14 protein-coding genes are annotated in these 13809 nt (G+C 51.5%); 5 read left to right on the top strand and 9 right to left on the bottom strand.

The window, feature by feature from the left end; genetic code table 11:
• Position 1: 1 nt before the first annotated feature.
• From SIC45_RS07075 to uxaC, 4 genes are read right to left on the bottom strand one after another with little or no spacing between them, the layout of a single operon-like run.
• Positions 2 to 631, bottom strand: a complete 630-nt coding sequence (locus SIC45_RS07075) for a bifunctional 2-keto-4-hydroxyglutarate aldolase/2-keto-3-deoxy-6-phosphogluconate aldolase (protein ID WP_319631602.1) — start codon at positions 629 to 631, stop codon at positions 2 to 4.
• A gap of 11 nt (positions 632 to 642) precedes the next feature.
• On the bottom strand, positions 643 to 1488 hold the full coding sequence (locus tag SIC45_RS07070; RefSeq protein WP_319631601.1) for an SDR family oxidoreductase: 846 nt from the start codon (positions 1486 to 1488) through the stop codon (positions 643 to 645).
• 3 nt (positions 1489 to 1491) lie between these two features.
• The gene (gene uxuA / locus SIC45_RS07065; RefSeq protein WP_319631600.1) at positions 1492 to 2529 is read right to left on the bottom strand and encodes a mannonate dehydratase; all 1038 of its coding nucleotides are present in this window, start codon (positions 2527 to 2529) and stop codon (positions 1492 to 1494) included.
• A 14-nt stretch (positions 2530 to 2543) separates the two neighbouring features.
• A complete protein-coding gene (uxaC, locus tag SIC45_RS07060) occupies positions 2544 to 3941 on the bottom strand; it encodes a glucuronate isomerase (protein ID WP_319631599.1) in 1398 nt (465 codons plus the stop codon).
• Positions 3942 to 4051: 110 nt separating this feature from the next.
• On the opposite strand from uxaC, the gene SIC45_RS07055 reads away from it, so the two are divergent.
• Positions 4052 to 5218 (top strand): ROK family transcriptional regulator, encoded by a 1167-nt coding sequence (locus SIC45_RS07055; protein WP_319631598.1) that lies wholly within the window; start codon positions 4052 to 4054, stop codon positions 5216 to 5218.
• Positions 5219 to 5240: 22 nt separating this feature from the next.
• On the opposite strand, the gene SIC45_RS07050 is transcribed toward SIC45_RS07055, so the two are convergent.
• The 5 genes from SIC45_RS07050 to SIC45_RS07030 form a co-directional block, all read right to left on the bottom strand.
• Positions 5241 to 6539, bottom strand: coding sequence for a TRAP transporter large permease (locus SIC45_RS07050; protein WP_319631597.1), 1299 nt, complete (start codon positions 6537 to 6539; stop codon positions 5241 to 5243).
• Entirely contained in the window at positions 6536 to 7030 is a 495-nt protein-coding gene (locus tag SIC45_RS07045; protein ID WP_319631596.1) for a TRAP transporter small permease, read from the bottom strand. Before SIC45_RS07045 ends, SIC45_RS07050 begins: the two co-directional genes overlap by 4 nt.
• 1 nt (position 7031) lies before the next feature.
• Positions 7032 to 8021: a TRAP transporter substrate-binding protein gene (locus tag SIC45_RS07040; RefSeq protein ID WP_319631595.1), complete on the bottom strand. Its 990-nt coding sequence runs from the start codon at positions 8019 to 8021 to the stop codon at positions 7032 to 7034.
• 34 nt (positions 8022 to 8055) lie between these two features.
• A complete protein-coding gene (locus SIC45_RS07035; protein ID WP_319631594.1) occupies positions 8056 to 10410 on the bottom strand; it encodes a glycoside hydrolase family 31 protein in 2355 nt (784 codons plus the stop codon).
• A gap of 227 nt (positions 10411 to 10637) precedes the next feature.
• On the bottom strand, positions 10638 to 10829 hold the full coding sequence (locus SIC45_RS07030; RefSeq protein ID WP_319631593.1) for a hypothetical protein: 192 nt from the start codon (positions 10827 to 10829) through the stop codon (positions 10638 to 10640).
• 175 nt (positions 10830 to 11004) lie between these two features.
• Here SIC45_RS07030 and SIC45_RS07025 point away from each other — a divergent pair, with 175 nt between their 5' ends.
• The 4 genes from SIC45_RS07025 to SIC45_RS07010 are packed head-to-tail and all read left to right on the top strand — an operon-like array spanning position 11005 to position 13807.
• Positions 11005 to 11805, top strand: coding sequence for a hypothetical protein (locus SIC45_RS07025; RefSeq protein WP_319631592.1), 801 nt, complete (start codon positions 11005 to 11007; stop codon positions 11803 to 11805).
• 4 nt (positions 11806 to 11809) lie between these two features.
• The gene (locus SIC45_RS07020; RefSeq protein WP_319631591.1) at positions 11810 to 12190 is read left to right on the top strand and encodes a GntR family transcriptional regulator; all 381 of its coding nucleotides are present in this window, start codon (positions 11810 to 11812) and stop codon (positions 12188 to 12190) included.
• Positions 12177 to 12881, top strand: coding sequence for an ABC transporter ATP-binding protein (locus SIC45_RS07015; protein ID WP_319631590.1), 705 nt, complete (start codon positions 12177 to 12179; stop codon positions 12879 to 12881). Before SIC45_RS07020 ends, SIC45_RS07015 begins: the two co-directional genes overlap by 14 nt.
• 2 nt (positions 12882 to 12883) lie before the next feature.
• On the top strand, positions 12884 to 13807 hold the full coding sequence (locus SIC45_RS07010; RefSeq protein ID WP_319631589.1) for an ABC transporter ATP-binding protein: 924 nt from the start codon (positions 12884 to 12886) through the stop codon (positions 13805 to 13807).
• Positions 13808 to 13809 lie beyond the last annotated feature (2 nt).

The raw sequence follows: 13809 nt of genomic DNA, 5'->3' as shown, positions 1-13809 counted from the left end.
CCTACACCTCCTCGGCGAGCCGCTGGAATTCGCCCGCCAGCCGGGTGACTTCGTCGTAATCCCCGGCTTTGGCCGGTCCGGTAATCGATCCCCCGGCGCCGACCATGACGGCCCCGGCCTGCAGCCATTCCTGCACGTTATTCAGGTCCACACCGCCGGTTGGCATCAGCTGCAGGTGCGGCAGCGGGCCGCGAAGCGTTTTGATAAAGGAAGGGGCGTACATCTCCCCGGGGAACAGCTTGACCACCTGGGCGCCGTAGGCGAGCGCTTCGGTCGCTTCCCGGACGGTCATCACTCCCGGAAGATACGGGACGGCGTAGCGGTTGCACAGCTTCGCAACATCAGGATCAAAGGACGGGCTCACAATAAAGGAAGCCCCCCGGATAATCGCGAGCCGGGCCGTTTCGCTGTCGAGCACGGTGCCCGCCCCGACCACTGTATCCGGATATTTTTGCCCAAGGGTCCGTAGCACATCATCGGCATCCGGTACGGTAAAGGTAACTTCGAGCGTCCGGGAGCCACCCTGCACGCAGGCATCGGCGGTCTTCACCGCCTGCTCCGGACTCTCGCCGCGAATGACCACAGCCACCTTGTTTTCTATCATTTGATTCAGAATATGAAATACTCTCATCGTTTTCTCCTTTACACTCCAGAATAGGCGGAAAATCCGCCGTCAATCGGTACGACAATGCCATTCACAAAGCCTGAGGATTTTTCGTCCACGAGCCACAGCAGGGTGCCCACCAGCTCCTCCGGCTCCCCGAAGCGCTCCTGCGGCGTCTGGGAAAGTATTTTTTCCGCTCTCGCGCTCAGCACGCCCTCCTCCGAAAACATCAGCTCCCGGTTCTGATCCGTAAGGAAAAACCCCGGAGCCATGGCATTTACCCGTACCCCGGATTTTGAGAAGTAAACGGCCAGCCACTGGGTGAAGTTGCTGACGGCGGCCTTCGCCCCGCTGTAGGCAGGGATTTTTGTCAGCGGCCGGTACGCATTCATCGATGAAATATTAATAATCGAGCCCGGCCGGTCGTACACCATGTCGCGGGTGAACACCTGCGATGGAATCAGCGCGCCGAGAAAATTCAGCGAAAACAATTGATCCACTGCGACAGGGTCCAGGTCAAAAAAGGTGCCGCCGCTGTCGGGCGCTTCCGGATTGAAGTATTCCTCCCCGGTTGTTGCCTTCGGATTGTTCCCGCCCGCTCCGTTTACGAGAATATCGCACGGCCCGAACCGGCTTTTTACGTCCTCGTAAATGGCTTCCATGGCCTGCTTGTCCGTGACATCGCCGCTGTAGCCGGCAGCCTCTCCCCCGTTTTCGCTGATCCGCCGGGCCACCTGCTCCACTTTTTCCTTGTTGCGGGCGATAATCGCCACTTTCGCTCCGTTGGCGGCGAGCGCCTCGGCCATCACCGAGCCGAGCACGCCGCTTCCGCCCGTGATGACGACAACTTTATCCTCCAGTGGAATTTGAAATGGTGTCTGCATCGTTTATCTCCTCTCCTGCACAGCATCGATAATGCCGTTAAGATATACCGCGCCGAGTGCCCGGTCGTACAACCCGTAGCCCGGCCGGCCTTCTTCGCCCCAGATCATCCGTCCGTGATCCGGGCGGATCGGGCCTTCGTAGCCCACCTCAATCAGCTTCTGCATGATGCCGACCATATCGAGCGAGCCGTCGTGCACGGAATGCGACGTTTCCTGAAACGATTTTTCGCTTGTCCACCGCACGTTTCTGGCGTGCACAAAATGAATGCGGTCCTTCATATGTTCAATCATGCCGATTAAATCGTTGCTCCGGTCCGCGCCGTAGGAGCCGGTGCAGAAGGTAATCCCGTTGTGCCTGCTGTTGACCCGCTTCAGCATGGCCGTAACGTTGGCTTCATTTGTGATAATACGCGGCAGGCCGAAAATGTCCCAGGGCGGATCGTCGGGATGGATCGCCATCAGCACATCCTCTTCCTCTGCGACTGGAATAATCCGCTCCAGAAAGTAAATCAGGTTCTCCATCAGGTCCTCTTTCGATATTTCTTTATATTCATCCATGATGACCCGCAGGTCGTCCTTCTGGTAGGACAGATCCCATCCGGGAAGCGTCAAGCTTCCGTCGAGCGGATCAATCTGCTGAATCAGCTCCTCATCATACATAAGTGAATGCGATCCGTCCGGAAGCGGCGCGTCAAGCTTGGAGCGGGTCCAGTCAAATACCGGCATGAAGTTGTAGCAGATGGTCTTAATGCCTTCCCGGGAGAGGTTTCGGATCGTTTCCTGATACTTCTCAATCCAGCTGTCTCTTGTGCTCTTGCCCATTTTAATATCCTCGTGCACCGGTACGCTTTCCACTACGTTCCACACGAGCCCGCGCTGCTCAATTTCGGTTTTCATGCCCCTGATGGTCTCCTGCGGCCATGTTTCGCCCGGCGGCAGGTCATAGATAGCAGATACGATTCCCTTCATCGCGGGAATCTGTTTAATTTGTTCAAGCTTGACGGGGTCTTCGGTCCCGTACCAGCGAAAGCTCATCTCCATTGCCTGCTCCTCCTTTAAATTGAAAAATATTTTTTCGCGTTGTAATAGCAGATATTTTCGACGTACGTACTTAACAGCTTCAAGTCATACGGCGCTTTTCCTTCCTCCACCCATGTACCAATCAGATTGCAGAGAATACGCCGGAAATATTCGTGTCTCGAAAATGACAAAAAGCTTCTTGAATCGGTCAGCATGCCGATGAAATTACTGATCAGGCCAATGCTGGCAAGAGACTTCATCTGGTTTTCCATGCCGTCAATGTGGTCATTGAACCACCAGGCGGTGCCTACCTGCACCTTGCCGGGAATTTCGCTGTTCTGGAAGCTGCCGGCAATCGCCGCAAGCGTATTGTTGTTATTGGCGTTTACGCTGTACAGCACCGTTTTGGGGAGAGCACCGTTTTGTTCAAGCTGATCGAGAAACGCAGCAAGCGGCCGGGCGGGCAGCTGGTCATGGATCGCATCAAATCCCGAGTCTCCGCCAAGCCTCTGAAGCATTGCGGTATTTGTGTTGCGGAGCGGGTGCAGGTGCAGCTGCATCACCCAGTCCTTTGCCGCGTACCTTTCGGCCAGATGCAGCAGCGTATACGTTTTGTATTTGGCTGCTTCCTCCGTCGTTACTGCCTCCCCGTTTATCCGTTTTTGGAAAACGGCCGCTGCTTCCGCTTCACTGGCTGGTTCATATACCATGTCCGTCATGCCGTGATCGGAGCTGCGGGTGCCTAGCGCATCAAACGCCTCGATTCGTTCATCCAATGCCGCTAAAAGCTCCCCGTAGGAGGAAATGCTTTTTCCCGTCATCTCTGCCAGCTGCTGCACCCAGGACGGAAAGCTGTCCTTTTCCAGGTGCAGCGCCTGGTCCGGCCGGTAGGAAGGCGACACGTCAAACGGCAGATGGCTCTGCCCGAGCTGCTCGTGCGTAGTTAACGCGTCCGCCGGGTCATCGGTCGTTCCCAGAAACACGACATTGTCCTTTCGAAGCAGCGACTGGGTGGAAAACTCCGGCGACTGCAGTTTTTCCCGGCTTTCCTCCCAGATTGCTTCTGCCGTGTCTTTGTTTAACAGCGTATCAATGCCAAAATACGACGACAGCTCCAGGTGCGTCCAGTGATACAGTGGATTTCCGAGCGTATTCGGCACCGTTTCCGCCCATGCCAGAAACTTTTCGTAGTCGCTTTTGTTTCCCGTAATATACTCTTCTGCGATCCCGTTTGCCCGCATGGCTCTCCACTTGTAGTGATCGCCACTCAGCCAGATCTGGGCCAGATTATCAAAGTTTTTATCGTTTAAAATTTCGCCGGGCGGCAGGTGATTGTGATAATCGATGAGCGGCAGGTGCTTCGCATAATCATGATACAGCGTGCGTGCCACCTGCGACTGAAGCAGAAAATCTTCGTGAATAAATGCAGTCATGTTGTCATCTCCTAATTAATTTGTTTACTATGCAAACTATTAAATTTATACTTTTAACACAGTATTCATATTACTAACATACGCAGTACGTACAGAAAGAGGGATCCTCCTTGCATAAAGGCGACTGGAACTATATACGAAACTTAAACCGTCGGGTGATTCTCGAAGAAATTGTGAAAAACGCTTCCCTTTCCCGGAGCGAACTGGCGAGAATCACCGGCTTAAATAAAGCGACCATCTCCACACAGATCAATGACCTGCTCGAGCAGGAACTTGTGATTGAAACGAGAACCGAAGCTCTCGATACCCCCGGGCGTAAGCCGATTATTATTGAAATGAACGAGCGTGCCGGCTTTACAATAGGCGTTGATATTGATGAACTCAGCACAAATATCATTTTTTGTGACCTGAAGGGCCGTCGTCTTCATCAGAAGCAGCTTCATCTGGATACGTACCATTTTGAAAGCATGCTTGAAGCATTAATTCAACAGCTGCAGGCAGAAATCGATGCCTTTCAGAGCGGCGCCTCTGCTGCTCCACTCGCCGGAATCGGTATCGGCATTCACGGAATTGTGAACAACGACAGCCGGATCGTTTATACCCCAAAACAGGAGTGGGTGAATCTGGACATAAAGACCCGCCTCGAAGAAGCGTTTGACGCCCCCGTGCATGTAGACAACAGCGCCAACCTGGCCGTATATGCCGAACACGTTTATGCAAAACATGGGTCCGACCTGTTCTGCCTGACTTTATACTCCGGCATCGGGCTCGGCATGGTTAAAGACTCGGTCATTTACCGCGGGCATCAGGGCTTTGCCGGTGAAATCGGCCATATGATTATCGAGCCGGATGGCAAGCCCTGTCCGTGCGGCAACCATGGCTGCTGGGAGCTTTATGCCTCCAATAAAGCATTTTTTAAGCTGCTTTACGAAAGCGGCGACGAGTTCCATACCCAGGAGCAGGTAAGTAAACATCTTGAAACGATAGATGCTGAGCAAGAGATTGCCGAATACATTTTCTATCTGTCAATTGGCGTAAATAATGTGATTAACATCTTTAATCCCGAGCGCATCATCATCAACAGCCCGCTGTTTGCCTCCAAGCCCGAGCTCTTAGAGCGGGTCGAGGAGTCTTTGCAGTCCAAGTTTAACAACTACGAGGAGCTGAAAATTTCGAGCCTGAACGAAGACGCCTGTGCACTAGGAGCCGCGGCGCTTGCGTTTAAAAAGTTTCTGGGCGTTCACCATGTGGACCACTCTGTCTCCTTCAGCATGTAACAGAAAGCACATAGCTACATCACTACATCAGATCAAACAGCTGAGGCAGAAACAGGCTGAGCTGAGGAATAAAAGTAACGGCGATCACCATCACAATCAGAATGATGAAATAAGGTATCAGTGTTTTGATGACACTTTCAAGTCGCGCATCGGCAACGCTTGTACCGACAAACAGCACGCTTCCGACCGGAGGTGTGATATTTCCGATACAAAGGTTGAAGGCAATAATAATGCCAAAGTGAACAGGATCGATGCCAAGCTCGGTCACCACCGGGAAAAAGATCGGCGTGAAAATGAGCACGGCCGGCGTAATGTCCATAAAGGTCCCCATTACAAGCAGGATCAGGTTGATAAGCAGTAGAATCACGATCGTGTTCGCGCTGATCGAAAGCAGCGCATTGCTGATGCCTGCCGGAATTTCGGTATAGCTCATCACGAGGGAAAACAGCGAGGATGCTGTAATCAAAAGCAGAATCATGCCCGTGATTTCGATGGTTTCCTTGAAAATGTTTTTAAATTCCTCTTTTTTCAGTTGTCTGTAGATCAGTGACAGCAAAAGCGCATAAATGACGGCAACCGCTGCGCCTTCCGTGGCGGTAAAAATGCCGGCGACGATCCCGCCGATTACGATAATGATCAAAAGCAGACTCGGAATCGCATCAAATACGATAAACAGTTTATCCTTCCAGCTGACCTTCTCGGACACCGGATATTTATGCTTTCTGGCATACACATAAGCGACGGCCATCACGGAGAGGCCCCACAAAATCCCCGGAATGTAGCCGGCCATAAACAGCGCTGCAATCGAGGTGCCGCCGCTGACAAGAGAATACACAATCAGCATGGAGCTTGGCGGGATCAGAAGTCCTGCCGGAGCCGACGCGATATTGGTCGCGGCCGAGTAGCTGAGAGAGTATTTCTGTCTCATTTCCATCGGAGTCATGATTTTGCCCATCGCAGCAGCCGCTGCAACACTCGACCCCGAAATGGAGCCAAACAGCATGTTGCCGACGACGTTTGTATGTGCAAGAGAACCCGGCAGTCTGCCGACAATAATTTTTGCCAGGTTAATAAGCCGGAAGGCAATACCGCCGTTGTTCATAATAATGCCTGCAAGCACAAACAGCGGAATCGCCAGAATCGTGAAATTGTCCACGCCAGTCGCAAGCCGCTGCGCGGTAATAATGATGCTTACATCAAACGGAATCACAAGTGAAATGGTAACCATCGCACTCAGCAGTATGGCGAGTGCAATCGGCACCCCGAACACGAGCAGTATGCCGAGCAATGCGAATAATAAAATTCCTGCTGTAACTGTCATCCTTTTTCCCCCTCACCGGCAGTGCCGATCCGGCTGCTGCCCCGAACCATATCAATTACGGCATACAGCACGATACATACACCCGAGGCCGGCACAGCGCTGTAGACAAACAGCATGGACATGCCCGTTGCCGGGGCCGTTTCCGAGTATGTATACGACAGCAGAATGATGCCGCCGATAATCATTGGTACTATTCCTAAAAACACCCATAAAATGTTAATGGCAAGCCCGATGAAGCGCTGCGAGCGCTCCCGGAACTTTTCAATCAGAAACACAATGGCGATATGCTTTTTCTGTCCGAATACGTAGGCGGCTGTAAGCAGCGTGAACCAGATGAGCATAAAGCGGATAATTTCTTCGCTTGTGGTACTCGGCGCATCCAGAACGTACCGGGTAAACACCTGCCAGATCGAAAGCAGGGCCATGCAGGTAATTAATACGGAATTAACAATTAACAGCGTACGGTCGAGAATTATTTTGACCTTTTGCATCCTACTCGGCCTCCTTTATTTTGTTGTAAATATCAGAGGTGTCCGGGTCGTTTTGGAACTCTTCATGCAGCGGCTGCACTGCATCAATAAACGACTGCTTGTCCACTTCATAAAATTCCACGTTCATTTCCTCTTTGGCTGTCGCCTTGGCTTCGTTCACCGTCTCGTTCCACAGCTCCTCGTGATAGCTGGTCGATTCTTCAGCAGCTTCTTCGATGATTTGCCGTTCACTGTCGGACAGGCTTTCCATGATATTTTCATTGGCGATCAGCATGTCGGGAACAATGGCATGCTCGGTGTAGAAATAGTTTTTCGCCACTTCCCCGTGGTTGCTGTTCGTAAGCGCCGTGGCATTGTTTTCGGCGGCGTCGATAACGCCCGACTGCAGCGCAGTATACACTTCACCATAGCTCATCGGCGTCGGTGTGCCCCCCATCGCTTCGATCATCTGCACGCTCGTCTGGCTCGGCTGTACTCTCGTTTTTAAGCCGCTCATGTCTTCACTTGTTTCGATCATTCTGCTTTTCGTGTAAACATTGCGGATCCCAGCGTCGTAATACGTCAGGCCGCGGAATCCTTTATCTGCGGATTCCATATAGATGTCGTCCGTCACGTCCTCGTTATTCATGACACGCTTAAAGCTTTCCTGGCTTTCAAACAAATACGGCAGGCTGAAAACCGAATAGGCGGGCTCAAAGCTTTCCAGGGCACTCCCGCTTACCTTACTGAAATCAACGGCGCCGGCCTGGGTTCCTTCAATCACTTCACGCTCGCTTCCAAGCTCTCCGTTCGGGTAAATTTTAATGCTCATGGCTCCATCTGATTTTTCCTCCACGAGCTCAGCAAATCGTTCAAGCGACTGGTGCACCGGATGATCCGTCGGCTGGTTGTGTGCGAGCGTAAAGGTCCTTTCCTCTTCGCCGCTTGCACTCTGGCAGCCCGTTAAAGCAATCAGAGCTATAATCGTGACAAGGCTGATCCATTTTTTCACTGTGGTCCCCTCCTTTAATTAGCTTTCAGTACACTCACTTCCACGAAAACCACGCACCTGCCTCTCCGTTGATAAAGACCTGCCTGCTTTCATCCTTCGGCAGCTGGAGCTGCATCGATGTAAGTCCGTTGTCGTACGCGCCCTCCTGATGGGCTTCAATATAGATGCCGCTTTCATCGGCTGTCATCGCACACGTAATGGAAAGCACTTCAGAATCGTGCTGCCTGTCGTTATCATCGTAATACGTAAACGACGTCCGTTCGCCGTTTTGGCCCGGATACGCGTACATGTCGATCCGGCCTTCGGCCTTGTTTTCCACCGGCAGCAGACTGCCTCCCTTTACCATCACCGGCGTATACTCAAGCGGAGCAGGAACTGTCACCTTACGTCCTCCCTCGTACCACTGTTCGGTATACATGTCGTACCAGCCGTGCGGATGTTCAGGCAGGTACACGGTGCGCTCACGCTCACCCGGACGCACGATCGTGCAGACGAGCAGCTCTTCGCCGAGCATGAATTCGTCGTTTTCAGCGTGCGTCGCTGCATCCTCGCCAAAGTCGAAGAAGGTCGGCTTGATCACGGGCTCGTAGTCAGCTGACGACTTGTGCAGCAGCGAGAAAATGTAGCCGGACAGCTGCTGGTGCCAGTGAATCGTCTCCGATACCTTACCTACAATTTCCGGGTACATCCACGGTTCGTTGACTGTCTGATCGTCGTTCCAGGAATGAATCGTAAACCGCGGGTAGTAGATGTTGCTCTGAATCCAGCGCAGAAACAGCTCCGGCTCCGGTGCGTTGCCGGAAAACCCTCCCGTGTCATGCCCGAAATTATAGATGCCGGAAAGGCTTAAGCCGATCGCCATTTTAATGTTGTACTGGAGCGTCTCCCAGTTGGAGTAGTTGTCTCCGGTCCACGTCTGGGCGTACCTGCTGAGTCCCGCGCTCCCTGCCCGGCTGATCAGATACGGCCGTTTTTCTTCATCGAATTCAAGCTGTGCTTCCAGGGAACTCTTGGTCATCAGCATCGGGAAAATCGCCCGGTAATCCTGGAATTTGCCGCCGCGGCCGAACAAATGAACATCCGCCTCCGGATCCCAGATTTCAAATTCATTGTTGTCATTCCAGGTGGCGTCGATGCCGTTTGCAAGCAGCTCCGTTTTCACGTTTTTCTTCCACCAGTCAATTGTCTCTTCGTTGGTGAAATCCAGGTACACGCCCATGTCATCCCAGAACTGCTGCAGGAGCGGCCGGCCGTTTTTATCCAGAAGAATAAGATCGTTGTCAAGCACCTCCTCATGCTTCGGGTGATCTATCAGCAGGCTCGGCTTAATGTTGGCGATAATTTTAATACCGCTTGCATGAAAATCCCCGGTGAACTTTACCGGATCCGGGAACTTATCGTAGTTCCAGTTGAAGACGTAGCGTTTATGGTTAATCGAGGTATACCCGGAAGAAAGATGAAAGGACTCGCAAGGGATATCATACTTTTCGGTATCTGCCACAAAGTTCATCAGCCGCTCCTGCGATTTTTCTTCATCCGTGTAGGTCATCGTCGATCCGGAGTAGCCAATGCTCCATTTTGGCATCAGCGCCGGGCGCCCGGTCATCCACGAAAACCGGCGGGTAACCTCGGCAACAGTCGGGCCAAGAATAAAATAAAAGTCCAAAAACGGCGAATTACTTTGAAAATACCGGTATTTTCCGTGGTAGTTGTCCTTTTCCCGCCCCATGTCGAAAGCGCATTCATTATAGTCATCGTAATACAGTCCGTAAGCCGCTTTGGTTTCCGGGGAGTACGTAATATAGTACGGAATATGCTTGTAGAGTGGATCGGTTTTTTCCGCGTCATAGCCCATCGCATCAATATTGAGCATCCGGAAGCGGTCGCCGTGTTTGTTAACCTTGCCCGTTTTTTCCCCGAAGCCGTAAAAACGGTCCGTGTCGTTTCGCTTTAAATAGTGGGCCGTCGGTGCGTTTTCTGCAATCTGGAACGCGTAGGCCTGGGTGCTGCGGTCTTCAGCAATTAACACGTCCGCGCCGCCTGTTTTGTCATACCAGCTGCAGTGGAGCTTGGCCATGTTGATGTTCAGCTTGAGCGATGCGGTTTCCACCGTGACATCCTCCGGCGTTTCTGATGCTTCATAAGCCGGCAGCGAAAAAAGATCGGTCAGATGATTCCGGTTCAGTCCTTCAAACGGCACTTCCGTGTCCCCGGGGGCTACCGCCCACGTATGTATGTCCATTTCCGGGCGTTCCTTCGTCAGCGTGATGCGGAATAATTTTTCTTCGAGTACATATACGCAAAAGTACATTTCCTGCATACCCGATTCAAAAACCAGCACGTTATTCTTCTGCGCTGATAAATAAAACTGGTCTTTTTTCGTCAACATATGTTCACCCTCTTTGGATTAATCACTTGCCCAAATAATTAATTTGTAGTGTAAACAAATTAATTATTGGTTTTTATGATAAGGCTTTCCTAAGTATTTAGCAACCCCGGTTTTACTTAATAGTTTATTTATTCTCGCACACCTCCTCCCCTGGCCGTTTCCCTGATATATCAAAAAAATGGCCCCCTGCCTCCTTCAAGGGACCACCACTTGGCCATGCTTCGCTGCTATTCTTCCGTCCGCTTCCGGTGATAAAAGAAATTACATATAAAAAGCACCGCCACGACCGCACTCATAAATAAAATACCTTCTATCCTGTCCTTAGCCTCGTAGTGGCTCTGGTCCAATAAGAGCACCAGATTCCATGTAATAAACAAAAATATGCCATACAAATAAAGAACGGATTTTGTACTTTTCATCCAACCCCTCCATCGGTTAGTTTTGCTGACTTTTTCCTGTTCCCTTCTCCATTTCGGGTAAATCGTTAGAAATGAACTTTATTAAATGATTTTAATTCGTCATAAATATTGTTGACGTTTCTTTTGTACCAGTGTACTATTTAATTAATACACTAATACAAAGGAGCTGTGCTTTATGACAAGCTGGTTACAATTATGGAAAAAAGAGTTTGCGCTGACGCGATCCGTTTTTTACTGGTGCCTCGCGTTGATATTCTTTGTCGTTATTTTCGCCGTGGTCATGAACAGCGGAAATTTTCTCTCCGTCAACGCGGACAATCCCGCCCAGAGGGTGGGAAGCGTGGTACTCGGCTCTCTCAGCGCTGGTATTCTTGCGCATTTTGTTTATCTTCCTATCTATATGATTGTAAGCCTGGAGCTTGAACGGCGCCAAATGCACCTATGGCTGTATCAGCCGCAGCCGCTGACTAAAATGCTCAGCGCCAAATATGCAAGCGGACTCACCTGCGCTTCGATTTCGCTTTTCATTAACGGGCTCCTGCTGCTTCTTGTCTCCTGGATGACTCCGGGCCTCCCTCCCTTTTTCGGACTGCTCGAGGAGGGAGTAACATGGATGCAGCTGCTCGCTTTATGCTTGCTCTGTGCTGTCTTTGTGCTTCTCGTTTCGCTTTATTTCAGCGTCTACCTGCTGTTTATTTACGCGTTTGACTTTGCATATCGGCACACCGTGGGCCGAGGGCTTCAAATTGTGCTGGCGATTGCCGCCGTGATTCTTTTAAGCGTTCTTGCCAATTTAGGACTTGGGGATGTGTATCAGGCGATCACCAGCTGGGGCCGGTTTTCGCTCACCGGACTCGTGAATGTAGAATTTTTTGACCTCAACCTGTATGCCGGCGTCATTCTTTTTCATGCCGCGGTTGGAGTAGTCCTCTTTATCCTTTCCGCTCAGTTGATTGATAAGAAAGCGGAGGTATAAGCTCATGGCTTACACATTTGATAACTCCAGGCCCATTTACCAGCAAATTATTGATACGATCCATGGCAATATTATTCGGGGCGAATGGCCGCCCGGGACGAAGCTTCCCTCCGTCCGGGCGCTGGCTGTCGAATTTGGCGTCAATCCAAATACCGTCTCCCGGACCTACAGTGAATTAGAACGGACAGGAGTGTTGGAAATGAAACGGGGACAGGGAACCTTTGTGACCGAAAGCGAAGCAGCCATTCAGCAGCTGAAACAGCAGCTGATGCATCAGCGGATTAAGGAATTTATGAACGAAATGGAAAGCCTCGGCATGAGCAAAGCAGAAATCCGCCAGGGCATTGACTCCTACCGAAAGGATGATGACCATGATAACCTTTGACGGGGTAACAAAGAAATTTTTAAGCCGAACCGCTCTCGAAAACGTAACGATCGAAATCCCTACTAAAGGAGTGACCGGAATCGTCGGCGAAAACGGCAGCGGTAAATCTACCCTCCTTAAGCTTGCCGGCGGGCTGCTTCGTCCGGACAAGGGCACTGTTGCCTATGACGGGAAAAAGGTATCACGAAAAGACAGCTCCCGCATCGCCTATTTATCAGAAAACGACCACATGTACGCTTTTTTCCGCATCGACGAATTAATTAATTACCAGGCTTCCCTGTTTCCTGATTTCAACAAACAGCGTGCTTACGACATGCTGTCATTTATGAACCTCGATCCTGCCCAAAAAATCAAAACGCTCTCCAAGGGCAACCGCGGCCGGGTAAAAATTGTGATCACGCTCGCCCGGAAAGCCGAGCTGCTTCTCCTCGACGAACCGCTTTCGGGACTCGACCCGATTGTACGGCGCTCTATTATCCAAAGTCTCGTCTCGTTTGTGGATGTCGAGACCCAGGGCGTCCTGATCAGTACACATGAAGTCAGTGAAATGGATCCCCTGCTCGACCGGGTGCTCGTGCTCCGGCAGCAGCACGTGCTCGACCTCGAAGACAGCGAAGCGATCCGCGAACAATTTGGCGTCGACACGGCCGGATGGATGGAGCACATTTATGCCAAGGAAAGGAAGGGTTAATCATGAACCAGCATCCTGTGTTGCAGTTAGAAGGACTCACCAAGTCCATTCAAAAAACCACCGTCGTCCATCCCCTTAATTTACAGGTGCACGCCGGAGAAGTGTTTGGCTTTATTGGTCCGAACGGTGCGGGCAAAACGACCACTATCCGCATGATCCTTGGTCTTGTGAAGGCGACAGAGGGCGATGTTTATATCGCTGGCGAAAATGTGCGGACCAATTTTTTAACCGCTATTTCGAGCGTCGGAGGAATTATCGAAAGTCCCGAAATGTATGATTTTTTAACCGGCGAACAAAATCTGAAGCACTACGCCCGGCTTGCCGGCAATGCTTCAGCAACTAACATCCGGGATGCTGCTGAACGGACGGGTATCGCCTACGCCCTGAAACGGAAATTGAAGACCTATTCCCTCGGCATGAAGCAGCGCCTGGGGCTTGCTCAGGCCCTGCTCCACCAGCCAAAGCTGTTAATACTGGATGAACCGACCAACGGCCTGGACCCGGCGGGGATCCGGGAACTCCGGCATTACCTCCGCCGACTCGCAGAACAGGAGCAAATGGCGGTGTTCATCTCCAGCCACCAGCTCTCAGATATGGAGCAGATGTGCGACCGTATCGGTATCATTCACCAGGGACGTCTGGTGGATGTGCAGCCGGTCCAGTCCTTTGTGCAGGGAGACCGTCAAAAGCAGGCTGTCACCATTGTCACCAATCAGCCCCGCGAGGCTTCCACGGCGTTAAAACCATTCACACAGGAGCAGACGGCAGTGATGGACGCTTTCTCTGTCCGGGTGTCTCTTTCGCCTGACGATGTGCCCCAATGCATCGCTACACTGGTTGAGCATGGCATCCGTATATACGAAGTCTCCCCTCACCATCATTCGCTCGAAGACCAGTTTTTAAAAGTAACCAACGGGGGTGCTTGAGT

The sequence above is a fragment of the Marinococcus sp. PL1-022 genome (assembly GCF_033845285.1).
Lineage (GTDB): Bacteria > Bacillota > Bacilli > Bacillales > Marinococcaceae > Marinococcus.
This window is presented reverse-complemented; position numbering and strand designations above follow the sequence as displayed.